The organism is Gemmatimonadota bacterium (genome assembly GCA_021295815.1).
Taxonomy (GTDB): Bacteria; Gemmatimonadota; Gemmatimonadetes; order Longimicrobiales; family Gaopeijiaceae; genus JAGWBQ01.
Window position 1 is genome coordinate 27,459 of record JAGWBQ010000002.1, and the last position, 26,354, is coordinate 53,812.

Below are 26,354 nucleotides of genomic sequence, written 5' to 3' on the forward strand. Positions count from 1 at the left end.
AGCATCCACGTCCAGCCTGATCCGCAGTGAGCACTGAAGCCACAAGCCTTCGAACCCATCTCGTTGCCTCCATCTCCCGGGTGAGCGCGGGCGATCGGGTCACGCTCGCAGGCTGGGTGCACCGTCGCCGCGATCTCGGCAACCTGATCTTCCTGGACCTTAGGGACCGGAGCGGCATCGGCCAGCTCTCCTTCGGGCCGGAATGGACACCCGCCGAACCGCTCGAGCTGGCCCGCTCCCTTGGCTCGGAATTCGTCGTGCGCGCTTCCGGAACGGTCAGGGAACGACCTGACGCGAACCCCGATCTCGAGACCGGATCGGTGGAGGTTCTCGTCGACGAATTCGAAATCGTGTCCGGCGCGCGGACGCCGGAGATTCCGGTGTACCGCAGCCCCGGAGACGAGACCCCCTCGGAGAAGCTGCGCCTCCGCCACCGGGTCCTCGACCTCAGAAGGCTCGAGGTCCAGCGCGTCTTCCACATGCGCCACGAACTGGTGCTCGCGGCTCGCAACCACCTCGCCGGCCACGATTTTCTGGAGATCGAAACGCCGATCCTCACCCGCGCGACGCCGGAAGGCGCCCGCGACTACATCGTGCCCAGCAGGGTTCATCCCGGTGAATTCTACGCGCTGCCGCAGAGTCCGCAGATCTACAAGCAGGTGCTGATGACGGCGGGGTTCGACCGCTACTTCCAGATCGCCCGTTGCTTCCGGGACGAAGACCTGCGCGCCGACCGCCAACCGGAATTCACCCAGATCGACCTCGAGGCCTCCTGGGTCGGGGTGGACGACGTTCTGGGTTGGACCGAGGGGCTGATGGCGACTTTGGCCGGGGTGGCCGGGGTCGACGCCACCCCGCCTTTCTCCAGACTGACCTGGGCCGAAGCCATGGAACGTTACGGTTCCGACAAGCCGGACCTGCGCTGCGGTCTCGAGATCGTCGACTGCTCCGTTCCGCTCGCCGGCGTCGCCATGAACTTCGTCCGCAACGCCATCGCCGAGGGCGAGAGGGCGAGGGCGGTCCGCCTGCCAGGCGGAGCCGGACTCTCGCGCAGACAGATCGGATCCTTGGAGGATGTCGCTCGCGGGGCTGGCGCTCCCGGTCTGCTCTGGGCCAAGTGGGCGGGCGGGTCGGGGAGCGGACCGCTGGGCAAATTCCTGACCGCGGAGGAAGGTCGGGGCATGGGCCTCGTCGACGGCGATCTCGCGCTGGTCGCGGTCGGGCCGGATTCGCTCACATCGCCGGTGCTCGCCGCGGTGCGCGACGCGGCAGGCGCCCGTGCGGGCAAGCGCGCGACCGAACACTCGTGGCTCTGGGTGACCGATTTCCCCGTCTTCGAGGAAGCCGACTGCGGCATCACGCCTTCGCACCACCCCTTCGTCATGCCGCATCCCGACGATCTCGATCTGATCGAGTCCGACCCTCTCGCGGTCCGGGGAACGGCGTACGATCTGGTGTATAACGGCTCCGAGCTCGGTTCCGGCAGCATTCGCGTGCATCTGCCCGATCTCCAGCGACGCATACTCATGGCTCTGGGCATCGGCAGGGGAGAGGTCGACGAACGCTTCGGCTTCCTCCTCCAGGCCTTGGGCGCGGGTGCGCCGCCGCATGGGGGGATCGCGCTGGGAATCGACCGAATCGTGCAGAAGTTTACGGGATCGCGTAGCTTGAGGGATGTGATCGCGTTTCCCAAGACCACCGCCGCCCGCTCCCGCTTCGAGGGTGCGCCCGCCCCGGTTCCGACGACCGATCTCCAAGAACTGCGCATCTCCATCACCCCGGATATTGATCGAAACCGCGAAACTGGTTGAACACAGGCTCGACGCCGAGGGCATCGACGCCCTGACGCTCTCAGGTGTCAACGACTGCAACCTGAGAGAGCTCAACCGACTGCTCGGCGTCAGGGTGGTGCTCCGCAGCGAGACCGTGATCGTCTCCGGCGAGAACGACGCCGTGCGCAGAGCGGTACCGGTAGTGCGCCGTGTGATCTTGCGCGCCCGCCAGAGACGACGGGTGGACGAGCGGCTTCTGGCCGACCTCGTGGAAACCGCATTCAACGGCAAGCGCGCGTCGACCGGGGCTTCCGGGCCTTCCGGGGCCGTCTCCGACCGGGACGCATCCGATGACGCGTCCTTCCGCCTCGCCCTTCCGGGTTCCCGCAAGGTCATCATGCCCAAGTCCTCCGGCCAGCGCAGATACGTCCGGGCGATCACGGAGCACGAGGTCGTGGTCGGCATAGGCCCGGCGGGAACCGGCAAGACCTATCTGGCGGTGGCATGCGCGGTGGACGCGCTCTCGCGACGGAGGGTGAGGCGGATCATACTCGCTCGTCCTGCGGTCGAGGCCGGCGAGCACCTGGGTTTCCTTCCGGGAGATCTGCAGGAAAAGGTGAACCCGTTCCTGCGTCCGCTCTACGACGCCTTGGGAGACATGATGCCCCGGGACCGGCTCGCCCGGGCTCTGGAGGACTCGACCATCGAGATCGCCCCCCTCGCATATATGAGGGGGCGCACGCTCCAGGACGCCTTCGTCATCCTCGACGAGGCCCAGAACGCCACCACCGGGCAGATGAAGATGCTGCTCACTCGCCTCGGGGTCAACTCGCGGGTCGTGATCACGGGTGACAAGACCCAGACCGATCTGCCGCGCCGAGCGGATTCCGGCCTGCTCGAGGTCGAGCGCGTACTCGCGGGGGTCGAGGGCATATCGCTCGTTCATCTCGATCACCGTGACGTGGTCCGCCACCGTCTGGTCAAGGAGATCCTGTTGGCCTACCAGCGCGACGAGGCCGAGCGAAAGTCGCCGGAGTGAGCTTTCTCCCGGCCGGCGCGAGCTTCCATGCGGCGAGGTGGCTGATCGCGGTGGCGGTGGCTCTCTGGGCCACGCTGCTCTTCGTGCGCGACGCCGGCTCGCGCTCGCAGCTCGACTTCAGCGAATGGGAGGTGGCGCCGCGGCAGGTCGTAGCCGAGATCGAGTTCGAGGTTCGCAAGAGCTCCGCCGAATTGGAGTCGGATCGGATAGCCGCGATGGCAGCGGTTCCTCCGACCTTCCGGCATATCCCCGAGGCTAACGACTCCACCCGCGTCCTGGTGGAAGCCGCCTTCGCCAAACTGGATTCGGTCAGGGAGGCGGCCGGGGTCGAAGCGGCCATCGAGCTTCTCGACTCGATCTGGGGAATCGAGATCTCCTCCGAGCTTTCCCAGGCGCTTGCCGGCCCCGAGATCTGGCTTGTTCTGAGGACGGCGGTTCGGCGGGCGGTCGACGGGCTCGACGCGATCATCGACCCGATGCAGGCTTCCTCCATCACGGCCGACAGCCTAATAGTCCGGGGACCGAGCGGCGTCGATTCCATCCGCCCGACCTCCGGTTTGCTGACCTCGACCGCGTTTCTCGACGAGACCGAACGTTTTCTCGCCCCGGACGTTTCCGCCGAGGTCGTCGATCTCTACCGTCGGTTTCTCGGCGCCCACCTCCAACACTCGCTGAGGTTCGATAACGTAGCCACCGGACGCGACCGGACGCAGGCGTCGGACGGCGTCGATCCGGTAATCGAGACCATCCATGCCGGCCAAGTGATCGTGCGTCCCGGAGATGCGGTCGACGAGGAGGTCCGGAGACGTCTCCAAGCTCGTGAGGACGCCATGGTCACCGGACGTCCGGCCGAGGTGGGACGGACGAGTGGCTTCTTAGGACTCTTCATCGTCCAGATCGTTCTCCTCGCGGTCTTCTGGCTCTTCATTCTCGTCTCGCACCGGGAGATATACCGCAACGTCCGTTGGATCGGCCTGATCGGCATACTCGCGTTCGCGTTCTTCGGCCTGGCTTCGCTCATTCACAGTTCCCAATTGCCGGGCGAGTGGTTGCCGCTCATCTTCGTGATCTTCCCGGTGGCCGTGCTCTGGAATTCCAGCGTCGCTCTGGTGCTCTCGGCGGTCCTGGTGAGCATGACCTGGGCGCTTCCGGCGTACCAGGGGTCGGACGCGACCCTGCTGGCTCATTTCGCGACTGGGGCGCTCGCCGCGCTTTGCTCCATGATCGTGCCCAGACGGTCGCGCGTGTGGCTGGCCATCGTGATACTCTCGGCAGTGGGCGCTCTGGTGATCGTCGCCCACGCCCTCTTCACCGAGGTTCCGTTTCTCGAAGCGCTCGGCCGGACCCCGGCGCTTCTGGGGAACGTGGTCATATCGTTGCTGATCAGTTTGGGACTGCTTTACATCTACGAGCTCTTCACCGGAATCACGACGGTCCAGACCCTTACCGAGTGGGCCGATCCCCTGCGTCCGTTGCTGAGAAAGCTCTCAATACAGGCCCCGGGCACCTACGCGCACAGTGTCGCGGTCGCCAATCTCGCCGAGTCCGCCGCCGAGCGTATCGGTGCGAACAAACTGCTGGCACGCGTCGGAGCCTACTACCACGACATAGGCAAGCTTGTCCGGCCCGAGTGCTTCATCGAAAACCAGGGCGGGGCCAGCAATCTCCACGACGAGATCGAGCCCGAACTCTCCGCCAGCCTGATCAAGGAGCACGTGGTAGAGGGCGAGCGCCTGGCGCGTGAATACCGTTTGCCGCGCTGCATACTTCCTTTCATCACCGAGCACCATGGAACTCAGCGTATCGGCTTCTTCCTGGAAAAGGCTAGAGAAGCCGCTGCGGCCCTGAACGACGGACCGCCCGAGAAGCCGAGGATCGACGAGCGGCACTTCCGATATCCCGGTCCCCGTCCTAGATCGAAGGAAACGGCGGTGCTGATGTGCGCCGACTCCTGCGAATCGGCGGTGCGAGCCATCGACCGCCCCACCAAGGAGCAGATTCGGGAGCGGGTGCGCAAGGTGATTACCGGAAAGCTGTTGGACGGACAGTTCGACAAGGCGCCGGTCACTCTCGCCGATCTTGCCGAGATCAGGGACGAGTTCGTGCGGGTGCTGGACGGAAGCGGACACATACGGACCGTGTACCCGGAGCTGGTGGCCGCCGGAGACGAGGTTACGACCCCGGATGCCGGACCGGCGGGCGATCCGGATTCGGCCCCGGATTCGGCCCCGACCTCGGGGGAAGAGTTTTGACTGCGGGACCGCCCGTGGCGTTCACCGACGATGCCGTGATCTCCATCGAGTCCGGTCCCTTCGATATCCGGACGGAGTTGATCGAACGCGCGGTCAGGAGAACGCTGGAGGAGCGGGGCGGGGGAGGCGACATTTCGATCACCGTGCTCCCGGACTCGGAGATGGCGCGGCTCAACCTAAAGTACCTCGGAAAGGAAGGCCCCACCGACGTCATCGCTTTTTCGCTGGGGGAGGAGTTCTGGCCCTTGGGAGACATCTACCTCGGAGGTGATCAGGCCGCCCGCCAGGCGGCCGAACACGGGGTGAGGCTCGATGAGGAGATGACGCGACTAGCCATCCACGGCACCCTCCACGTGATCGGTTTCGATCACCCTGACGGCGAGGCCCGCTGTTCGTCGGCCATGTTCGATCTACAGGAGACACTGGTCGAGCAAGTGATGGCGACGGATCGCCGGACGGATGCCTGGTCCGAACGGGACGACCCCGCAGGAGGCCGCCGCTAGCGGCGGGAAGACGATGGCGGATCGGGGAGGCGGCCGTTCGGCTCGCGAGCCGCAGGCCGACGGCTCCCGGGAAGAGCACGCCGCTCTGGCCGAACGGCTCGCCCGGCTTCACCCGTCCGACATTGCGGACATAATCGAAGGGCTTCCGGAGTCCCAAAGAGTAGCGGTAATCGAGGTCCTCTCGACCGAGACCGCTTCCGAGACCCTCGCCGAGATGGAGGAAGGCCCCGACCGCGGAGCGCTGCTCGCGGCCCTCGCCCCCGAAAGAGGCGCCGAGCTCGTTCACGAGCTGGCCGACGACGATGCCGTCGATCTCATCGCCGAGCTCGGACCCGACGAGCGGCGCGCCATCCTCAGCGCGCTCCCGGATGAGGCCGAGGCCGAGATTCGAGAGCTGATGGTGTACGACGATGACACCGCCGGTGGGCTGATGACTTCGGAGCTCGTCAAGGTAGAGGGTAGGATGAACGCCGGGCGGGCTATCGCCCGGGTACGCGAGTCGGGAAGGGATGTCGAGGACTTCTACACCGTCTTCGTCGTGGATCCGACCGACAAGCTGCTCGGCACCGTCAAGCTCGACGACCTCGTGATCGCCGAAACCCACGAACCCATCGAGTCCATCGTCGAGGAACCCGTCGCGGTGGTCCGGCCCGATGTGGATCAGGAAGAGGTGGGCAGGCTCATCGCCCGTTACAACCTCGCTGCGATCCCTGTCGTGGACGACGATGGCAAGTTGCTCGGGCGCATCACCTTCGACGACGTCATCGACGTCATCGAGGAAGAGGGCACCGAAGACATCCTGCGCCTTGCCGGCGTCGCCAACGAGGACGAACTCCGCCACACCTGGGGCGAATCGGTCAGGGCGCGTCTGCCCTGGCTGCTGCTCAATTTGGTGACGGCGGCGCTAGCTGCGGCCGTGATCCTGGTGTTCGAGGACGCCATCCGCCAAGTGGCCACCCTGGCCTTCATCGCGCCGATAATCGCCGCTCTCGGGGGAAGTTCCGGCACTCAGTCGCTGGCGGTCACCATCAGACGTCTGACGCTAGAAGGTGGAGCCAGCAAGGCCGCGCTCTCGGCCGTCGGACGGGAGTCCGCCATCGGTCTCGTCAACGGCGCCGCCCTCGGAGCCGGGGTGGCTCTGCTGGCGATGCTCGTTCCCGGCGGGGACGTCCGGCTCGGCCTCGTGGCGCTGATCGCCATGTGGGGGAACCAGATCGTCGCCGGGTTCGCCGGAGCCTTCTTTCCGACGCTGCTCGAACGGCTAGGAGTCGATCCCTCGGTGGCTTCGTCCGTCTTCGTCCACACTTTGACCGACCTCTGCGGCTTCTTCCTACTTCTGGGGCTGGCTTCGAGAATGTTGATGGGATGACACCGGGCGAGGCTACATCGACATCTTTCGGGCGGGTTCGGGCTGCCGAACCACCCCTTCGACCCTCGCGAGCACGAGCGCCGAAGATTCCGCCATCTCACGGTAGTAGCCGACGAACCTGTCGGTCTCCGTCGCGTCGTACTCCGCCAGATTCTCGGCCCACCGATAGGCGATGGGCTGGAACCACAGCTCGGCTTCGACCCTGAAGGGGCCGCTCGACGGGTTCACCGCGACCGAGTAGCGCACGGCGTCCGATCCGGGCAGGAAGTCGGAATCGTCGGTCGCGGCTCCTGCGGGACGGGTCCGCGAATCGGCCGATGCCGCGTCGTAGCCCAGCGGGAGGATGCGGTTGTCCTTGGTCCAGCTCGCGGCCGACATCAGTCCGGTGGTGATTTCGCCCGCGGCGTTAGCCATGACGCCCTGGTAGACCTGAACCTGGTCCGACGACTCGATCATGTCGTAATGCGGCTCGAAATCCTTGCCGTCGAGATCGTGGTCGTCCCCCGCCACGCTGCCGTCCGGCGCGAACGCCCCTGACTCGAACACCCTGTTCCCGTCCGCGTCCATCACCGCGAACCTGATCCAGGCGCGGCGCGAGGGATATGCGGTGGGGAATTTGTGGCCGGCCAGGTTGCGCACGAGCACGGTGGCTTCGAGCCTGCCCTCACCCACGCCCACCCCGACAAGTTCGAGCTCGACCGTGGCAGTCCGCAGATGATCGGCGGTTCGCGCGGCGGCGATTTCTAGCTCCTGCGGCAGGGCCGTCACTCCGAGCTCGCTCCGGAAGCGGTTCAACATACGGAGCATGAAGAAATTGCCGCCCCGAAAAACGTGTCGGGAAACCTCCGGACGCGCCTGCCCGAGCACCATGGTCACGGGAACGTCTTCAGCGACTTCCGGCATGTGGCAGTCCTGGCAGCTCCGCTCGAGGAATCCGCCCTCGGCGTAGTCGCTCGCCAGCCACTCCAGATAAGGCGACTGTTCGGGGAACGCGGTTTCGGTTCCGCCGTCGCGCACCGGACGGGTGATGACGGTGTGGCAACTGGCGCAGAATCCCGAAGAGGTGACGTGTTCGCCCAGACGAGGTTCGAACCCGGTGGCGGAGTGCATGATGCCCGCGCCGCCGGCGTCGGGTTCGAATGGACCGAATAGAGCTCGTGCGTTGGGATCGCCGGCGCCTGCTCCGCTTGACGATCCGCTTGCCATTCCCGCGATGTGGAAGCGAGCGGTGAAGCTCTCCTCCTCGCCGAGACCGTCGGGCTGGATCTGATGGCAAAGTGCGCACGACACTCCGTCTGCCGCAAGATCGGCGAACTCGCCTCCGGCGCCCCCGACGGGTAGGTTGGCGAAGACCTGTCCGATCTCTCCAGTCGCCGCTGCGGCGACGCTCGCCATGGGCATGTGACAGCGGGCGCACTCGCCCTCGATGTCCGCGGCCGCGTTCGGATAGTCCATGATCTCGCGTCTGACTGCGGCTTGGAAGTAGGGGTCGCGAGCGCTGTTGGCCATCATGGAGGCGCGCCAGTCGAACCCTATGGAGAGGTCGTCGCCGTCCGGGCCGAACACCCCCTTGTGGCAGGCGATGCAGCGACCCGAGGTGCGGAAGAGTTCGCCGGGGTTCTCCTGAGCGGGCGCATCGAGAGCGGCGAGAGCGAGGGCTGCGGCCGCCAGGGGCGCCGCGCCGGGCCGCCGGCTTCGCGATTTGGTCGATATCACCCTCACCACCCCTCGAAGAAGCCGCCGTCGAACCAGTCGAGAAGCAGGTAAAGGAAGAGTCGGGGCCGACGGGAGTCAACGGCCTCCCCCACCGGGAGCATGACCCCGACGTTGGCAAGCACGTGCTGACGGGTGTTGAGCGCCACTTGCACTTGCGGCACGAGGTCCATGGTCGTGGTCCCGCCGTCCTCCAGACCCAGCTTGGCCTGGAATTCCAGCATGGGAGACCATGTGCGCCCCCATGGTCCCTCGGTTCGGCTCAATCCAAGCAGGACGCGTGCGAAGGCCTGGTCGCGCCCGTCCTCGTACAAAGGAAGCCCGTAACGGTAGTGGGCCCCTACCTCCATCCCCCCTTGCGCCTGCAGAAACGCGTCCGAGGGCAGGAGCTGACCTGCGGAGAGGAAGATTTCCAGAGCCCCCTCGCCACCCTGTTCGCGCGGGCTCGTGGGGAGAATCGCCTCGCCCATGATCGAGAGGATGGCACCTCGTTCCAGCGAATGGTAGAAGGCGTGCTTCCAACCGAGGGAGACGTTGCCGACCGTCAAATCTCCGGTCGGTTCGCCTTCGTCGACCAGCGCCCCGCCTTCCCCTTCTCTGCGAGACACCTCGCCGCCCTCCCGCCTCCAGCGGAAAGGAACGGCCACTTCAAGCTGACTCCGAGGGCCGAAACGATGCTCGTAGACGTAGGCTCCACCCGCGTCGCCTCCGTCTTCGATGTCGAAGTCGGCTTCGATCACCCATTCGTCTTCGGGATACGCCTTCTCCGTCAACAGCGCTCGGGGCAGGTTCAACTCCCCCCTCGGCCAGGCCTCGTCGGTGCACAGGGTCCGGATGTGGCCCATGACTCGGGCAAGCTGCTCCTCGGTCAGGGCTCCTCTGAACGCCGGCATCATCTCGCTGAACCCCCTGACCGGCCCTCCCTCGTGGGCGACCGCTATCCAGTCGCCGTCCGGTTCCCGAGCCGCGAAGTCGCAGTCCGAGAAGTCGGGAAGCTCCTCTTCGAATCCGACCAGGGACGGGGGCAGGCCGGTTCCGTCCATCCCGTGGCAGTTGGCGCACGACCCTGAGTAGATCCGTTCGCCGCTCGCGTCGACCAGCTCGGCTCCGGTGGCCGGCGGATAATTCTGAGCCGCCAACGCGGCCGGCACCACTGCGAGCGCACAAGCCGGCAGCGCCGCCGAGGTCAACCGACGACAGGCCATGCGGACGGCCGTATTCACGAGATCACCCTCATGCCTTCCGCCGTCAACCGTGAGTTGAATTCGGCGAGATCCTCCTCCATCAGGCGCGAAATGTCTCCGGCGATCCGCGCCAGTCGTTCCTCGAGGATGACCTTGACCTCCACGGCCGAATCGGTCGGGCGGAAATCGGCCACGCTCACGGCGGACATCAGATAGTTGAGTCTCTCCATCAGCCTGGTCGGGTAGCGGATCCCGTCCTGGCCGGTGCCCGTGGCGCGGAGTTGAAAGAGCCCCTCCTCGGCTTCGACGAACCTCGCTTCCAAGGAGTCGGCGGCTTCCGCCAGCGTATCGAGTCCGTCATGGTCATCGCCATCGGCACGCTCTCTGAGCGCATCCGCGACATCGAGAAGTTGCCGACGCACCGACTCCACGGCGTTGACGAGAGCCGCAGCGCTGTCGGCGCTCGACCGCAGCTCCGTCAGCATCCCGAACTGCTCGGCGATCTCCTCCTCCGATCCTTCGGAGTGCGGGTCCTTGAGAACCTCGAGCTCCCGGGTCATCGCGGCGCCCTCCGCCTCCACCCCGTCCAGGTGCAGAGTGACCGTGTAGGTCCCAGGCTTCTGGAGCAGGGCGCTGGGACCGGGTCCGCCGAACAGTCCGCCGGGGAAGGGGCGCTCCCGCTCCTCGCCCAGCTCGAAGTCGTCGGCATGCATCGGCTTGGTGCGCAGCCGAATGTCGCGGATCGGTTCTCCTCTCAGATCCCACCACACGCGGTTCACTCCAGCCTGCCCGGTTCCCGCCAGTTCTCGCACGGTCTCCCCGGAGGCGTCGGCTATCTCCAGCGAGACCGGGCCGTCGACACCGTCGCGCAGCCAGTAGCTGATGGACGCGCCGTAGGGCGGATTTTCGCCGTCCGACTGATCGTCCGACATGGAGAACTCTTCCGAAACCGGTCGGAATCTCCACGCTTCCCGGGGGCTGAAGAGATGCGCCGGCGATGCCGCCACCTCGGCAGTGAGCTGCTGGAGCGGCGTGACATCGTCGAGTATCCAAAATCCGCGCCCGTAGGTGCCGATCACGAGATCGTTGAAGCGCTCCTGGACCACGATGCCGTACATGGGGGAATGGGGAAGGTTCGTGTGGAGCGACTGCCAGGAATCGCCGTCGTCGAAGGAGAGCCAGAGGCTCGCCTCCGTCCCCAGGTAGAGCAGACCGGGTCGCACGGGGTCTTCTTGGACGCTGCGCGTGTAGCTGAGGACGCCGTCGTCGATGCCGCCGGAGATCGGGGTCCAACTCTCGCCGTAGTCCTCCGTCCTGTAGGCGCGGGCCTCGAAGTCGCCCACCTGGTGGTGCTCGATCACCATGTAGGCCTTCCCCGTGGCGTGGCGGGAGGCGTCGATTCCCCTGACCACGCCGTCGGGCGGGAGGTCGGGGACGTTTCGGGTGACGTCGGTCCAGCTTTCGCCGCCGTCCCTGCTCACCTGCACGAGGCCGTCGTTCGTTCCCGCCCAGAAAACTCCCTCCTCCAGGGGCGACTCGTCGAACGCGTAAATGACGCAGCAGAACTCGACCCCGATGTTGTCCGGTGTGAGCCCTCCGCTGATCCCCATGCGGGATCGGTCGTTGGTAGTGAGGTCGGGAGAGATCACCTCCCAGCTCTGACCGCGGTTCCGGGTGCGGTGCACGTGCTGCGAGGTGACGTAAACGGTCTCGTTGTCGTGAGGGGAGATGAGAAGGGGGAAGGTCCACTGGAAGCGGTAGCGGACGGAGTCGGCGGGATGACCTGTCGTCGTCTCGGGCCAGACCTCGGTTTCGCGGTACTGGCGGCTCTCCGAGTTCCAGCGCACGACGATGCCGCCGCCGGCACCCGCCCCGGAAGCGCTCGACCACACGATCCGCGGATCGGTCGGGTCAGGCGTGGCGAATCCCGACTCGCCGCCGCCGACCGTGTGCCAGAGGCCGCGCGGAATCCCGCCCGCGATGAAGCCGCCCTGAAGGCGCGAGTTGCTCGGGCCGCGGGTGGAGGGGCCGTCCTGGCGGTTGCCGAGAACGTTGTAGGGTATGGCGTCGTCCGCAGTGACGTGGTACATCTGAGCAACCGGAAGCTGAATCCGGAACCAACTCCTGCCCCGGTCGTTCGAAAACGAGACGCCTCCATCTCCGGCCACAGCCTGACGTTCGCCGTCGGTGGGATCGATCCACATGTCGTGGTGATCCCAATTGGGGGCTTGGCCGAAGGCCGCCGACTCCGAGGTCACCCCGCCGTCGAGCGAATAGGAGTACGCCGCGGCGAGAAAGAAGATCTCGTTCTCGTTGTCGGGACTCACCTCGCAGCGGCTATAGTAGGCGGTGCGCCCTGCGAGGTCGCGGTCGTAGCTGGTCAGCGCCCAGTTCGCGCCGCCGTCGTCGCTGCGCCAAAGCTCGCCGCCGGTGGTCTCGCCTCCCTCCCAAGGTACGCCGTCGCCGGTCTCGATGAGCGCGTAGATGCGCCGTGGGTTGTCGGGGCTCGTGCACAGGGCGATCTTGCCCACGTCGGTTTCCGGCAGGCCGGCGCCTTCGAGTCGGGTCCAGGTGTCGCCGCCGTCCCGCGACATGTGGATGGCGCTGCCGGGGCCGCCCGAACGGCGGTTCCAGGTGCGGATGGCGAGCTGCCAGGTGCCCGCGAAGAGCGTGCGCGGATTGGACGGGTCCATGACGAGATCGCTGGCGCCGGTCTCCTCGTCGACGAAGAGAACGTGTTCCCAGTTCCGCCCCCCGTCGACGGTCCGGTAAACGCCGCGGTCCGGCTGTGGCGAATAGCCGTGACCCATCGCGGCCGCGTAGACGACGTCCGGGTCGGTGGGATGAACGATGATGCGGGAAATGCGCCCGGTGGCGTCGAGCCCCATGTGCTCCCAGCTCTCGCCCGCGTCGAGCGAGCGCCAGACGCCGTTTCCGATGGAGACGTTCGAGCGGATGAAGGGCTCTCCGGTCCCGACCCAGACGATGCTCGGATCGGAACGTGAGACCGCCACCTCGCCGATGGCGTGGATCTTGTGATCGTCGAAGACGGGGCGCCATTGGAGGCCGCCGGTCTCTGTCTTCCAGACCCCGCCGGACGCCGCGCCGACGTAGTAGGTCAAACGGTCGCCGGGCACCCCGGACACCGAGGTGATGCGGTTGCCCACGGGTCCGATGTGGCGGAAACGCAGCGCATCGAGCGCGGAGGTCGGGATTTCCTGACCTGAAGCTCCAGGCCTCCCGCCGAGCAGGGTCAGGCCTAGCGCGAGGAGCGAACAGGAGCGGAGGAAGGAAAGGCGGGGAACGGGGAGCATGCGGACGGACGGAGGGAGGTTGGACGGGTCGAGAATTGTGCGGGCGATGGCGCGCAACGCGATCTCGCGTCGCCCGGTCCTGACGCCACGATACCTGCGGAGGGCCGGGCTCGCAAGGGCATGGCGCAAACACGCCACGCGCATCGAGGATTCCCTTGCATCCTGTCGCTCCGAGCCTCTCCGGCGTCCGCCGCCTGTCGCTATCTTCACGGATGCCGTTCGAGAGCGCCCGCTGGCGCCGCCACGTCAAGCCAAGTTCATCGGTCATCGCCGGTCGAGCGGGGACCGCCCTCCCGATCGTCACCCAGGGTTCGACGAGTTGGCCGTAAGGAAGCGGTCGCTCGACAGGTCGATCGTCGAGGGTCCTGTGGGAAGGGCGGTGTGGCGGCTCGCCTGGCCCACCATGCTTCAGAACGTGATCGGCGGTCTCCAGGGGATCGTCGACCACGCCATGGTCGGCCACACGGTCGGATTCACGGGCAACGCCGCAGTGGGGGTGGCCGGGCAGATCTTCATCGTGGTGATCGTCTTCATCGCGTCGATCTTCACGGGAATGGGCATCCTGGTCGCCCGGTTCGCCGGGGCCGACGAGCCCGACAAGGTCGACCGCGCCGTCTACCAGGCCTTCCTCGTCGCGCTGGCCCTCGCGGTAGGGGTCATGGCGCCGCTCGGCTACTTCCTCTCCCCGGTCCTGCTCGACCTCGTGAACGCGGAACCGTCCGTGCAGGCGGAGGCGCTGCCGTATCTCCGCATCATGTTCCTCTTCAGTTTCGGCATGATGATGTTCTTCATGCTGAGCGGAGCGCTGCGCTCGGCCGGGGACGCCAAGACACCCCTTCGGCTGGGCATCGCGCTCACCGTGCTCAACCTGGCGCTCAACCTGGTCTTCATTCCCGTCTGGGGTACGGCCGGCGCGGCCATCGGAACGGTTCTGGCGGGAAGCGCAGTCGGTCTCTATTCGCTCTACCGACTCATCTCGGGAAAATGGGTGGTCCACTTCACCCGCGGCATGGGGTTGCGTCCCGACTGGAAGATCATACGGGAGCTCTTCCGCTTCGGGCTTCCTACCGGCTTCCAGGGCATCGCCATGAACGTGGGCGGCGTCCTGCTCCTAGGCTTCATCGGCTCGCTGGCGAACAGCGCGGAGGCGCAGGCCGCGTATTCGGTGGCCTACGCTCAACTCTTCTCGCTGATCACCTGGACTTCGGTGGGGCTGATGGGCGCGGCCGCCACCGTGGCCGGCCAGAATCTCGGCGTGGATCGCCCGGAGCGCTCCGTCAGGGCGGTGAGGACCGCAGCGATCATGGGACTCGGTGTGGCGACGATGGCTGGTGCGCTCTTCGTCCTCCTCCCCGATCATCTTCTCTCGCTCTTCAACATGGAAGACGAAACCGTGGTCGCGATCGGGCGTGAGCTCCTGGCCTTCCTGTGCGTCTCCGGGTTCTTCGTCACGTTGGCGCTGACCTATACCGGAGGCCTCCAGGGCACGGGCGACACCCGGGGCCCGCTTTACATCTCGCTCATCTCGCAGGTGGCCGTCCCGCTCCTGATCTGCTCGGTGGCGTCCGGGACGCTCGGCCTCGAGGCACGTCACGTCTGGTTCGCCATCGTGGTCGGCCATATGGTGCGCGGTCTGCTGAGCATGCTGCGTTTCGACCGGGGAAGGTGGCGCGACATAGAGATTCGGGTTTAGCTGCCCATGGCTGAGTTTCACGAACACCGAGTGCCATGAAGCTCCGCGCGCTGAGGGACTGCAGCGCCGCTCTTCGCCCGGAGAGCGACACCGAGCGTGGCCTACCGAGTTGAGACGGCGTCGCGCAGCCTCTGTTGGCGTTGTCCACGGGCTGTCGTTCGACCTACCGCCGGCGCCGGCGCCGGCATATGTTATCCGGCGGAGCACCGATGCGCGTGACCGCGCCTGCGGCCGCGAACGATTGACCTGCAGCCCGGAGCCCTCATGCTACGTCAGATTCTCGCCGCTGTCGCCGGCTACGTGGTCGACGACCTCCCCGCCGTCGGCACCGGGGCGCCGTTCGGCAGCGAATTCGTCGTCGGAAGAAGCGCGACGTGAGCGACAACCGGCGCGTTCCGGCGGCGGTCTGGATCGTGCTCGGCGTCGTCCTGGGCGTCGTGATCGCTCGGACCGGCTTCCCTGACGGATGGCGCTGGACGTCCTCACCTTTGACCCTGAACCCCGGCATGGCCGCACCGGACGGGGCTGCCCAAGCCGCCGAACGGGCAAGCTGGACCGCCCTCGCCCACGAGACGGTCGGTCGGCACGGCGCGATCGAGCCGATCCTCGGGAAAGGCGCGACCGTGCGCCTGCTGGTGCGGCTGGCCGAGCAGGAAGGCTACCGCGCACATCCCTATCCCGACGCCGAAGGCTGGACGGTCGGCATCGGCAAGCACGCGGGTGTGACCCACGCTCATCCGCTCGTCACAAGGAGGGAGGCGCTGGAACAGGCGCTGGCCGACGCGCGGACCCAATGCGGGCGGTTCGAGACCGGATGGCCGCCGCTGATGCAACAGCCGATAGGTCTGCGCATCGCCCTCTGCGACGCGGCGTTCCAGCTGGGCTCCGACGGGTTGCTGAGCTTCCAATTGGCGCTGGGGGCTCTGGAGACCGGCGATTGCGATCAGGCTGCTTGGGAATTCCGGGATTCGAGGTGGACCGACGACACGCCGCGCAGGGTGGCGGCGCTGGCGAGCACCATACTGGAGACCTGCACAATGGGAACACCATGAACGCTTCCTGCCGCCCCCGCTCCACTCCGGAGAAGTCCGCCGCGGAGGAACGCGGCCGTACGGAATCGGTGTCCCGGCTCGCCGCCCGAACCCCGAGGCCGCCTTTCGCCGCGCTGCTCGCGGGTGCCCTGTCGTGCGCCTCACTTCTGCCCGCCGGCGCCGGGGCTCAGGCACCTGCGGTCCTCCCCGAAGGCGTTCCCGCCCGGATCCAGCCTCTTCCCTCGCTCAGGCAGCAGGCCGAGGAACAGCAGGAGTGGCTCCGCCTCCGGCTCGAGCGCGTACTTCCCAGGCTGATGACGGAATACGACGTCCGCATGTGGATCCTCTCCATGCGAGAATACGCCGAAGATCCCGTCTTCGACGCCATCAAGTCGCCCACGACCTTCGCGGCCCGGCGTCGATCCATCTACGTCTTCACCAGACAGGAAGACGGCAGCGTGGAACGGCTCGCCCTCGGCGGAACGAGCCAGGGCGGACTCTTCACGGCATACCGTTCCACCCGTCCGGCGCCTACCCGGGAGACGGTGGAGCTGTGGGGAAGCGAGCAGTGGACGCTGCTGAGGGAGGTCGTCGAGGATCGCGATCCTGAGAACATCGTCCTCAACATCGACCCGGTTTGGGCTTTTTCCGACGGACTGCACGCCGGGGAACGGGAGGCTCTCGAGGAAGGGCTGGGAGCCGAATACGTAGCGCGGGTCAAGCGGGAGCCCCGCCTCGCGATGAACTACATCGCACTCCGTCCGCCCGAGATGATGCGGCGCTACCGAAAGATCCAGGAGACCGTGCACGCGGTGATCTCGGAGGCGTTCTCGAACGCGGTCGTCACTCCCGGCGCGACCACGACCGAGGACGTGCGCTGGTGGCTACGCCAGCGCGTGCGCGATCTCGGCTACACAACCTGGTTCCACACCTCGGTCGACGTCCAGCGCGACGGGGAGCTTCCGGCGGACGGGCCGGTCGTCATCGAGCGGGGCGACCTGCTCTGGACCGACTTCGGCACCCAGGCGATGAATCTCCACACCGACACCCAGCATCTCGGCTACGTCCTGCGCGAAGGCGAGACCGGGCCTCCCGCAGGGCTTGTTCGTTGCCTGGCCCGATCGAACCGCCTCCAGGACATCCTTCTCGAGAACATGGAACCGGGGCTGACCGGCAATCAGATACTCGGTGCGGCTCTGGCCCAGATGCGCGAGGAAGGGATCGACGGCACAATCTATACGCATCCCATCGGCGATCACGGCCACGGGGCCGGCCCGCTCATCGGGCTGTGGGACCGTCAGGAGGGCGTGCCCGGCAGGGGCGACGCGGTGCTGCTGCCCTCCACCTGGCACTCCATCGAGCTACAGGCGACCGTCCCGATCGACGAGTGGGGCGGGAAGCCCGCGAGATGCAGGCAGGAGGAAGAGGCCTACCTCGACACCGAGGGCGACCGCCACTGGGCGTTCAGACGCCAGACCGAGTTCCACATAGTCTGGTAGGTGCCGGGTCGGCGGCCCGTAAACCTGTTCGGCCGCGGTACCTCAGCCGCCTGCCGGATAGTTTAGTTCGCGGTGCGTACCGCCTGCACGATCGCCCGGGCGAGCGCGTCCGCCGCGAGCGCTCCCACCAGCATCACGTCGGCGCCGCTCTCCAGAGTGCCGGTCGCAAGTGAAAAGACGGTGTCTCCGTCGCTGGGCGTGTGGGCGGGATAGATAGCTCTGGCGATGCCGTCCTGGGCCATCTGAGCCACCTTGGTCGCCTGTGCCTTGGTGAGGACGGCGTTGGTGGCGACCACGGCTATGGTCGTGTTCGCTCCGGGTAGAGAAGTGAGTGCGGCTCCGGCTCCCGCAGCGTTGCGCCCCGGCGCTGCACGCCCGCGCAGGACGAGCCGGGCGTCGAGCAGTTCGCCGCTCGCCGGATCCCGGATCCCGGCCACCACCTCGCCGGTTCCCGGGTCGATCACGTCGCCGACCGAGTTGACGACGACCGCTGCGGCCACCACCAGACCGTTCTCCATCCGGATGGCGAAGTTGCCGAATCCGCCCGCCATCGCCCGTTCGGCTCCCATGAGCTTGCCCACGGTGGCGCCTGCACCTGCGCCGACCCGTCCGACGAGGGCGGGTGGCGGAGGATTCTCGCTTTCGGCTCGCGCCATCCGCTCCGCCGCCATCTCGCTCGCCTCGTATCCGCACTCGGGGCCGGGTCGGACTTTGGTCTCCCCCTCGAGTCCGAGATCGTAAATGATCGCGCCGGCCACGATCGGCACGTTCTTCGAGCCGACCTTGAACCCGATGTCACGCTCATCGAGCGCCCGCACCAAACCGTCGCGTACCGCGAGCCCGAACGCGGATCCGCCCGAGAGAAAGAGACCGTGCACCACCGAAACGGTGTTCACGGGGTCGAGCAGGTCGGTCTCGACCGTTCCCGGCGCACCGCCGCGCACGTCCACGCCTCCCACAGCCCCTCCCGGAACCCAGATCACGGTGCATCCGGTCGGCCTCTCCGAGAGCGTGCGGTGCCCGATCGCCACGCCGGCCACCGCCTCGATTCCGCGGTCCTCGTTTTCCGGCGACTGGCCCTGGGCCGTCGCCCCAGGGCCTAAGGCGGCGAAAGCGGCCGCGCCGGCCAGAAGCGCCCGGACCTGACCGGAGGGCCGGGTCCGGTCATGGTTCACTGAGGAGGCAGGCGCAGCGCCACGAGCGATCCGCTCATGCCGGCTCCGCCTACCGAGAGAACGACGTATTGAACGCCTTCGTGCACGTAGCTCATGGGAGCTGTCGTCGTCGGAGCGGGGATCTCGACCGAACCCAGGTGCTCGCCGGTCATCTTGTCGACACCGTGGAGGAGAGGCGCCTGACCCCGTCCCTCCGCGTACAGGAACATCGTCTTCGTCACCACGGCGGTGGCGTGGCCGTTGCTTCCGGTGTTGCCGGTCTCGACGCCTTGGAGATCCGGGTGGTTGCGGATGCGCTCGGGCGTGAACCCGTTCGGGATGCTCCAGAGATGCTCGCCGGTGTTCATGTCGATGGCCGTGATGCTCGCGTAAGGCGGTTTCCACAAAGGCAGCCCCCGAAGGCTGGGCACCCCTCCCGGACCCACCGAGACGTAGTCGACGTTCGACTCCGGATCGACCTCGGTCCCGGGCCGCAGCCGAGGAGCGCTGCATCCTCGCTGGCTCGCGGTGTAGAGTATTCCGGTTTCCGGGTCGGCCACCGTTCCCCCGGGGATGTTGGTGCCGCCGTTCGCCCCCGGGCAGTGAATCGCGCCGAGTATCCCGTCTTCGTCAGTGACCATGGGCGGGTTGAAGAGAGGACCCATCCGAAAGCGGCTCAGGATTTCCATGGCCTGCGCTCTGAGCTCGGGCGTGAAGTCGACGATGTCGTCCTCGCCGAGCCCCTGCATCTCGTACGGCGCCGGCCAGGTGGGAAAGGGTTGGGTGGGCGAGGTCCACTCGCCGGGCACGTCGGTCTGCGGGACCGGTCTCTCCTCGATGGGCCAGATGGGTTCCCCGGTCTCACGATCCAGCACGTAGACGAACGACTGCTTAGTGGTCTGGGCGAGGATCTTGCGCGGTTCGCCGTCGATGGTCACGTCGAGGAGCGAGGGCTGGGCCGGGTTGTCGTAGTTCCAGATGTCGTGGTGGACCGTCTGAAAGTGCCAGGCCCGTTCGCCGGTGGCCACGTCGATCGCGAGGATCGTGGTGGAGAAGAGGTTCTCGCCGGGATGGAAGCCTCCGAAGTAGTCGATGGTGGGCGGGTCGGTGCCCACGTAGACGAGGCCGAGCTCGGGATCGGCGGTCATGGGCGCCCAGGCGCTGACGTTGCCGGTCCACTGCCAGGCGTCGTTCAGCCAGGTGTCGTTGCCGAACTCGTCTTCCTGCGGGATGACGTTGAAGGTCCACATGTGCTCCCCGGTCCCCGCGTCGAAGCCCATGATGTTGCCGGGGACGTTCTCCTTTCGGGTCTGGTAGTAGCCCTGCTCGTGGGAGTTTCCGACCACCACCACGCCGTTCACTATCATCGGCGGCGTCGAATTGGTGATGTAGCCGATCTCGGGCGGAAGGCCGTCTTCCCGATCATGCTTCCACGGACCCAGGTACTCCAGCAGGTCGACCTCTCCGCTCTCGCCGAACTTCTCCACCGGATAGCCGGTCTCCGCATCGAGCGCCCAGAGGAAGAAGGCGGGAGTGACCAGGTAGATGCGGTCCTCGTCCCCCACCCGATGGTAGGTGACGCCCTTGCCGTAGTTTTTGCGCATGGAGTCTTCCCAGCGTTTGGTCGGCGGTTCGCGGAAGGTCCACAAGGTCTCTCCCGTGGACGGGTCGATGGAGACTGCGGTCCGGCGCTGGCCGGCGACCGTGTAGAGCCTGCCGTCCACGTAGATGGGTGTGGAGCGGAGCAGGGGATCGGGCTCGTTGGGAGAGAAGTTGTCGCCCTTCCAGATCCAGGCGACCTCCAGATCCCGGAAGTTATCGGGGCCGATCTGATCAGCCGGGGTGTAGCGCGTACCATAGTAGTCGGCTCCCCAGAAGCGCCATTCGCCTTCGGGCGTGCCGCGTTCCTGCGCCGCGCCCGCGCCCGCCGGCAAGCTAAGGAGGATGGTGACGGCGGTCCGGACCAAGACGGCCCGGGTCCGAGCCGAAAGCCGGCGAGCGTCCCTCATCGCACGGTCCTCATAGCACCGAGAAGGGAGGGCGACGGCGGGTTCGGCGGAGTGGTCGCGAAGCAGTAGTAGAAGCCGTTGCCGCCCGTGGCCTGAAGGTTGGCCTGGCTGCATCCCCGGGAAGAGTGGGCCGAGTTCCAGGAGGTCGGGTTCTCGCCCCCGCCCGTACGGTCGTGGTGTCCGACGCGGGCGCTTCCCGAACCGTCGCTCGCGCTAGTCCAGTTGTCGCAGTTGTCGTAGCCCTCGCCGCCCATGTAGGCCATTCCGTCGAGCGTCGATCCGGTCAGGATGTCGTGCATGTTGGGGGAGTCGCCCCGCCCGTTCACCATCTCGCCCGTCTCGGTGAGGATGGTCTCCTTGGTGAGGTTGGCGTCGTCGGTGTGGAGTTGATCCGGATCGCGGGCGATTTCGACCCCGCCGTAGTTGTGCCATGGTCCGCCGCCGATGCGGTCGCGGGCGTGAACGGCCTCTTCGCCGTCCGCCGGTATCGCGCTCAGGTAGGCCATCCAGGTGGCTTCCCCGGCGTCGACGGCCTCCGCCAGACTCTGGCAGTGCGCGTCCGCTCCTTCGAGGCCGCCCAAGTTGGCGCCGTCGCCGGGACCTTCGCTGGTGATGAAGAAGCTCATGTTCGCATCCTGGCTCCCGAACGACGGGACCGGGAAGGCGACGATGGCCAGCACGGCCGCGAAAGTGGTCAGTGTACTCTGCTTCACGTTGGACTCCCTAGTGGTGAGGATCGGGGTTGGCGAGAAGCGGCCTTGCGGGAACGCCGGCTCCCGCCGCGATCTCGAACGCTTCCTAATCTTCCCCGAAATCGCGGGTCGAGCAAGGGGAGGTCGTGGAAATTGGCCTGGGGATCCGAATCCACGTCGAGGACGACGTCTAGCCCAAGGGTGAGCGTCACAACGATGGCCTCCGCGATCATCCGTTCTGTCGCTTGAGAGTCACCGGGGGAAAGCCGCCAACTTGTTCAGAACGGCACCCCGAGCGCAAGGCAAAGCCATCGCTGAAAACCGGCCCCGTCGCGGCACAGATCCGCGAAGGTGTCGATGAAGTCCGGCGCCGTCACAGTTCCCGCGTCGAGCTTCGCAACCCCTATGAAATCCTTGCGTCTGAGGTCTTCGATGAGCGGGTGCCCGACGCTGAAGCCCATCGGCGCGCGGACGAGCGCATCTCCCACAAGCTCGAAAGACCTGCGAAAACGCTCGCTCCGGGAAGCGTCCTTCCAGGCGCCCGGGCTCTCGTCGATGTGCGCCCGGATCCTTCGAAGCGCGGGTCCGGCCGGACGCCAGACGCCGCATCCGGCGAAGCAGTGGCCAGGCTCGAGGTGCAGGTAGAATCCCGGAGCGTGGGCGTCGCTGGTCGTTTCGTGGCGAAAGTGAATGCCGGCATGGGTCTTGTACGGACTCTTGTCCCTGGAGAAGCGCGTGTCGCGGTAGATCCGGAAGAGAGAGCCTCCGTTGGCCCTGGGGTCGGCCCGGAAGTGCGTGCTGATTTGCCTTAGCGACGGTCCGAAGTCCGAGATGAACCGAAGCGCGGGTTCCTTCACATGCGCCTCGTACCGGGGCTTGTTGGTCTGGAACCACGAGCGGTCGTTGTTCTCGGCGAGCTCCGCGAGGAATTCGAAGACGGCGTCGGTGAAGTGGGGTGGGGTCATCGACGGGTTGGCGGACAGCCGATCATTCGGTGAAACAACGAGTTCACCTGTGTCCGTGCTCCATGGGTCCGTCGCCTTCCGATCCCGAAAGGCTCAGGAACACGGTCTCCAGCCAACGGTCGGTGCTGATGAACCCGCTTCCCCATCCGTCCCATTCGTCCGACACGCCGGCGGCCTTCACGTCGTCGACACTGCCGCCGGCCGCGATCTGGCCGCGCACGCTCTCGATGGTTTCGACGATCATGCGATGATAGAGGCGCAGGTCGTTCATGTCGGAAAGGGGACCGTGGCCTGGAATGATGCGCACGTCGTCCGGTGCGTTTTCCAGCACGTGCGCGATGGCGCGCTCCAGTCCCTCGACGCTCCCTCCGCTCGCGATGTCCACGAACGGGAAGCGGCCCGCAAAGAAGTCGTCGCCCAGATGGACGACGTTCGAGGAGAGGAAATGGACCACGGCGTCACCGTCCGTGTGGCCGTCGGGCAGGTGCCGGACCCTGACCTCCTCTCCGTTGAAGTGGATGGAGAGTCCGTCGTGGAAGGTGATGACGGGCCACGCCTCCGCCGGGGCCGGAGGAGTGACGTTCGTCCCGCGTCGCTGCTCCGTCGAGAGGCGGACGCGCACGTTCTCGTGGGCGATAATGGTGGCGTCCGGAGCGAACTCGGCATTGCCGCCGGTGTGGTCGCCGTGCCAGTGGGTGTTCAGGACGAACTCGGGCGCACCCGAATCGCCGCCGGCGATCTCGCCGAGCGCGGCTCGGATCTTGTCGGCGAGCGGAGCGAACTGGTCGTCGATGATCAGGAAGCCGTCCTCGCCGTAGGAGACGCCGATGTTGCCGCCTCTTCCGCTGTCGAGCACCCAGACGTTTCCGGCGACGTGCGTCACCTCGAATTCGACGTCTGAGAATCCCTGCGCGATGAGCGGCCGGGCGGATAACGTGGGAACGGCGGCGAGGGTCAGGAATGCCAACGAGCACACGGTCGTGGCGACTCGGGTCGGGTGCGGGGTCGTGGGGGAAGATGGTCGGGAAGATGAGGGAGCGGTCAGCATGCGGATGTTCCTCGTTCGGTCGATTTGGGGATGCTCCGGCATGGAGTGCGCCGGGTAGCGCAGCAGGTTTGCTGTGCGGGCAAGAAAGATACGTCACGGAGTGGAAGGATGTCCGGCTTCAAATTCGCCACCGCCACCTGAGGTCACTTGGATCCGCCTGCAACCGAAACGCATCGCCGCCGGGAGAGGTGGGCCTTGCCCTGCGGTCCGCGTCGGCCGATTTGGCGCTCGACGTCGAAGGAACTTACGTTCTTCCTGAACCGGTCCACTCGCCCGGGAGACTTCATGCGCTCTCAATGCCGATGAGGCGTACCGGCGACCTCCGACCGCCTGACAAGCCCATGTCGCGAACCCGCCCAGGCGTCCGCTACCAGCCCGACGACCAGCCGCCGCTACCCGTAACCGTCGGGCTGGGCGTGCAGTATGTGAAGTTCGCGGCGAGCAAGGGATGGGCCGAGGAGATGGAGAACCGGCTGCGGGCGGTGGGCGAGGAGACGATGCAGGTTCTGACCAGTGTCGCCGGGAACGGGACCGGCGCCGCGGAGCGCAGACTGCTGGTGATCGCTCGCGCCGACCGCGAGGCGGCGGACCTGGAATTCATCGCCACCACCGACGCGACCAACATCGAGGACCAGCTCGCTATGCTGACCGCCTCGGCCGAGGTCCCGGACGAAGCCGAGACCCCGCTGCGACTAATGCGGCACCACGCCTCGTCCATCCGCCACCAGCAGTATCGCGACATCGACATCCTGACGATCCGGGTGGAAGATGCCGCAGGGCGCGAAAGCCGTTCGCCCTTGCACGGGAGCCTTGCGGATCGTAGTGTTCGAATCTCGAGAGAGTGACGCGAGAGCCTCGAGAGCTCGCAACGGAAGCACGAACATGAACAGCACCAGAAATATCAAGCTCCTCGTCGGCGTCGCGTGCACGACGACGCTCGTCGCGGCCGCCTGGACCGCCGCATCGGGACGTTCCCCCGAGACCTCGGACGACGGGGTCGCGGAGGCGGCAGCCTTCTTCCTCGATCTCCTCGGCGACGACGCTCTCGCCAAGGTCACCTACGACCTCGGCCACGACGAGCGGTTCAACTGGAACTTCACGCCCGTGTCGAGGAACGGCCTTCCTCTAAAGGCAATGACGCTGGAGCAGCGCTCGGCCGTTCACGCCATGCTCCAGGCGACCCTGAGCAGCCAGGGGTACCACAAAACCAACGCCGTTATCGAGCTCGAACGGATCCTCGGCATCATCGAGAATCGTCCGGAGCGGCGCGATCCGGAGAACTACTTCGTCACCGTATTCGGCGTTCCGGCCGCAGGCGAGGCGTGGGCGTGGCGCTTCGAGGGCCATCATCTCTCGCTGAACTTTTCGTCGCCGGCGAACGACCTCATGGTGGGCCCGGCGTTTCTGGGCGCCAACCCCGCGACCGTCCCGTCCGGCCCGAAGGCGGGCTGGCGACCGCTCGGCCGCGAAGAGGACCTGGCACGAGCTCTGGTGCTGAGCATGGCCGATGGGCAGAGAGCGCTGGCGATGATCGCCACCGACGCCCCCCGGGACATCATCACCGGGAACGAGCGCGAGGCGAGGCTGGAACATTTCGAGGGGATAGCGGCTTCGGCTCTCGGCGAGACCCAGCGCGAAATGCTCTTCGCCGTGATCGCCGAGTATGTGGGAAACATGGAGGCCGACGCCGCGCGCGCGTGGATGGCGCGGATCCGAGACGAGATCTCGCCGGACGACCTCTACTTCGCCTGGGCGGGTTCGACCGAGCCGGGCGAGGGCCACTACTACCGCGTGCACGCACCGCCATTCCTGATCGAGTACGACAACACCCAAGGAAACGCCAACCACGTGCATTCGGTGTGGCGGGATCTGGAGAACGACTTCGGTGGGGACGCGCTGTCCCTTCACTACGAGGTAGGGCACCCGCACGGATGAACGCGCGAGGCCGGCGCGAACCGGGCGGGCGCCGTCCTTCCTAAGGGATCAGCACCACCTTCCTCCATCCGACCTTCCCGGATCCGAACGCCCGATAGGCCCGGATCGCTTCGGTCAGCGGAAGCCGGTGCGAGACGAGCGAGGCGAGCGTCCCGTCATCCGCCTCCAGGACTTCAAGAGCCCACTCCATGTAACGTCTCGCCGGACATCTTCCTGTTCGATAGGTGACGTTCCTGTCGTAGAGCTCCGAAGGCGATATGGCGAGGTGCGGGTCGGTGTTCACGGCCACGGCCGCGACGGCTCCGCCCGGTCGGACGAGCGAGTAGGCCAGACGCGAGGCGGCGGCCGTGCCGGCCGCATCGATCACGGCGTCGAAGGCACGGCCTTCGGCGGCCGCAGCTTCGGGATCGGTCGCCTCCCGGGCCCCGAACCGGGTTGCCAGCTTCGACCGGTCGGGGTTGATGTCCACCGAGAGCGCGCGGACGCCTCTTCGTCGCGCCACGAAGGCCGCCAGGAGGCCGACGGGTCCGCAGCCGATGATCGCCAGGCTGCCGCCGTCGCATACGCCCGCGAGCTCTACGGCGAAGGCGGCGGTGGGAAGGATGTCCGCAGCAAGAACCGCCATGCCGTCGTCGAGTTCGGCCGGTACATGGACCAGGGTGGTGTCCGCGAGCGGCACTCGGGCGAACTCCGCCTGGACGCCTTGGAGTCCGACGCCGTTCTCGACCCAGCCGAAGAGCTGACCGCGATCGCAGCGGGACGGCAGGTCTCTCCGGCAGGCTCCACAGGCTGCGCAGCAGGTGGAGAAGGGGGCCGCAACCCGATCCCCCGGCTTGAAGCGAGAGACGTCCGGGCCTGTTTCCACCACTTCGCCGACCAGTTCGTGGCCCATGACCGTGCCTGGATCGAGCCCGCGTTCACGACCGAAGTAGGGGTGAAGGTCGGAGCCGCAGAGGCCGGCGGCGCGGACCCGGACGATCGCGTCGTCGTCGGCCTCGACGACGGGATCGGCTAAGGCGGCCAGCTCGAGCTCTTCGGTTCCGTGAAAGATTACGGCTTTCATGCGGGGAGTATAACGAGCGCCGAACGTGGACGGGCGTCTCGCGAGCGTGGCCCTTCGAACGGCTCGCGGCGGTGTTCCCGCCAGCGTCCCGTGTGACCGACCACCTGTGCCTGGCCGTA

Annotated in this window: 19 protein-coding genes; 10 read left to right on the forward strand and 9 right to left on the reverse strand. The window is 66.7% G+C overall.

The window, feature by feature from the left end:
- Positions 1-26 precede the first annotated feature (26 nt).
- Genes aspS through mgtE form a run of 5 tightly spaced genes read left to right on the forward strand, consistent with a single transcriptional unit; the run spans position 27 to position 6,935 of the window.
- Complete coding sequence (gene aspS, locus J4G12_00765) at positions 27-1,811, forward strand: aspartate--tRNA ligase (GenBank protein ID MCE2454340.1); 1,785 nt, start codon at positions 27-29, stop codon at positions 1,809-1,811.
- On the forward strand, positions 1,804-2,811 hold the full coding sequence (locus tag J4G12_00770) for a PhoH family protein (GenBank protein MCE2454341.1): 1,008 nt from the start codon (positions 1,804-1,806) through the stop codon (positions 2,809-2,811). Before aspS ends, J4G12_00770 begins: the two co-directional genes overlap by 8 nt.
- Complete coding sequence (locus tag J4G12_00775; protein MCE2454342.1) at positions 2,808-5,063, forward strand: HDIG domain-containing protein; 2,256 nt, start codon at positions 2,808-2,810, stop codon at positions 5,061-5,063. Before J4G12_00770 ends, J4G12_00775 begins: the two co-directional genes overlap by 4 nt.
- 14 nt (positions 5,064-5,077) lie before the next feature.
- Positions 5,078-5,566, forward strand: coding sequence for an rRNA maturation RNase YbeY (gene ybeY, locus J4G12_00780; GenBank protein ID MCE2454343.1), 489 nt, complete (start codon positions 5,078-5,080; stop codon positions 5,564-5,566).
- Positions 5,523-6,935, forward strand: a complete 1,413-nt coding sequence (gene mgtE / locus J4G12_00785; protein ID MCE2454344.1) for a magnesium transporter — start codon at positions 5,523-5,525, stop codon at positions 6,933-6,935. The genes ybeY and mgtE overlap by 44 nt, the downstream gene beginning before the upstream one ends.
- Positions 6,936-6,947: 12 nt before the next feature.
- Here the strand turns inward: mgtE and J4G12_00790 are convergent, their stop codons facing one another.
- Genes J4G12_00790 through J4G12_00800 form a run of 3 tightly spaced genes read right to left on the reverse strand, consistent with a single transcriptional unit; the run spans position 6,948 to position 13,356 of the window.
- The gene (locus J4G12_00790; GenBank protein ID MCE2454345.1) at positions 6,948-8,651 is read right to left on the reverse strand and encodes a hypothetical protein; all 1,704 of its coding nucleotides are present in this window, start codon (positions 8,649-8,651) and stop codon (positions 6,948-6,950) included.
- A gap of 2 nt (positions 8,652-8,653) precedes the next feature.
- The gene (locus J4G12_00795; protein ID MCE2454346.1) at positions 8,654-9,871 is read right to left on the reverse strand and encodes a cytochrome c; all 1,218 of its coding nucleotides are present in this window, start codon (positions 9,869-9,871) and stop codon (positions 8,654-8,656) included.
- Positions 9,868-13,356, reverse strand: a complete 3,489-nt coding sequence (locus J4G12_00800) for a sialidase (GenBank protein MCE2454347.1) — start codon at positions 13,354-13,356, stop codon at positions 9,868-9,870. Before J4G12_00800 ends, J4G12_00795 begins: the two co-directional genes overlap by 4 nt.
- A gap of 109 nt (positions 13,357-13,465) precedes the next feature.
- Here J4G12_00800 and J4G12_00805 point away from each other — a divergent pair, with 109 nt between their 5' ends.
- From J4G12_00805 to J4G12_00815, 3 genes are all read left to right on the forward strand, one after another.
- The gene (locus J4G12_00805; protein MCE2454348.1) at positions 13,466-14,839 is read left to right on the forward strand and encodes an MATE family efflux transporter; all 1,374 of its coding nucleotides are present in this window, start codon (positions 13,466-13,468) and stop codon (positions 14,837-14,839) included.
- Between the two features lie 374 nt (positions 14,840-15,213).
- A complete protein-coding gene (locus J4G12_00810) occupies positions 15,214-15,891 on the forward strand; it encodes a hypothetical protein (protein MCE2454349.1) in 678 nt (225 codons plus the stop codon).
- The gene (locus J4G12_00815) at positions 15,888-17,369 is read left to right on the forward strand and encodes a M24 family metallopeptidase (protein MCE2454350.1); all 1,482 of its coding nucleotides are present in this window, start codon (positions 15,888-15,890) and stop codon (positions 17,367-17,369) included. Before J4G12_00810 ends, J4G12_00815 begins: the two co-directional genes overlap by 4 nt.
- Before the next feature lie 62 nt (positions 17,370-17,431).
- On the opposite strand, the gene J4G12_00820 is transcribed toward J4G12_00815, so the two are convergent.
- The 5 genes from J4G12_00820 to J4G12_00840 form a co-directional block, all read right to left on the reverse strand.
- Positions 17,432-18,544, reverse strand: a complete 1,113-nt coding sequence (locus tag J4G12_00820) for a P1 family peptidase (protein ID MCE2454351.1) — start codon at positions 18,542-18,544, stop codon at positions 17,432-17,434.
- A complete protein-coding gene (locus tag J4G12_00825) occupies positions 18,541-20,532 on the reverse strand; it encodes a PQQ-binding-like beta-propeller repeat protein (protein ID MCE2454352.1) in 1,992 nt (663 codons plus the stop codon). The genes J4G12_00820 and J4G12_00825 overlap by 4 nt, the downstream gene beginning before the upstream one ends.
- Positions 20,529-21,245: a hypothetical protein gene (locus J4G12_00830; GenBank protein ID MCE2454353.1), complete on the reverse strand. Its 717-nt coding sequence runs from the start codon at positions 21,243-21,245 to the stop codon at positions 20,529-20,531. The genes J4G12_00825 and J4G12_00830 overlap by 4 nt, the downstream gene beginning before the upstream one ends.
- A 257-nt stretch (positions 21,246-21,502) precedes the next feature.
- Complete coding sequence (locus J4G12_00835; GenBank protein MCE2454354.1) at positions 21,503-22,189, reverse strand: DUF2461 domain-containing protein; 687 nt, start codon at positions 22,187-22,189, stop codon at positions 21,503-21,505.
- Between the two features lie 43 nt (positions 22,190-22,232).
- Entirely contained in the window at positions 22,233-23,165 is a 933-nt protein-coding gene (locus J4G12_00840) for an MBL fold metallo-hydrolase (protein MCE2454355.1), read from the reverse strand.
- Between the two features lie 413 nt (positions 23,166-23,578).
- On the opposite strand from J4G12_00840, the gene J4G12_00845 reads away from it, so the two are divergent.
- The gene (locus tag J4G12_00845; protein ID MCE2454356.1) at positions 23,579-24,082 is read left to right on the forward strand and encodes a hypothetical protein; all 504 of its coding nucleotides are present in this window, start codon (positions 23,579-23,581) and stop codon (positions 24,080-24,082) included.
- Between the two features lie 37 nt (positions 24,083-24,119).
- A complete protein-coding gene (locus J4G12_00850) occupies positions 24,120-25,172 on the forward strand; it encodes a DUF3500 domain-containing protein (protein ID MCE2454357.1) in 1,053 nt (350 codons plus the stop codon).
- A gap of 40 nt (positions 25,173-25,212) precedes the next feature.
- Here J4G12_00850 and J4G12_00855 read toward each other — a convergent pair whose 3' ends face one another.
- Positions 25,213-26,235, reverse strand: a complete 1,023-nt coding sequence (locus J4G12_00855) for an alcohol dehydrogenase catalytic domain-containing protein (GenBank protein MCE2454358.1) — start codon at positions 26,233-26,235, stop codon at positions 25,213-25,215.
- Positions 26,236-26,354: the final 119 nt, after the last annotated feature.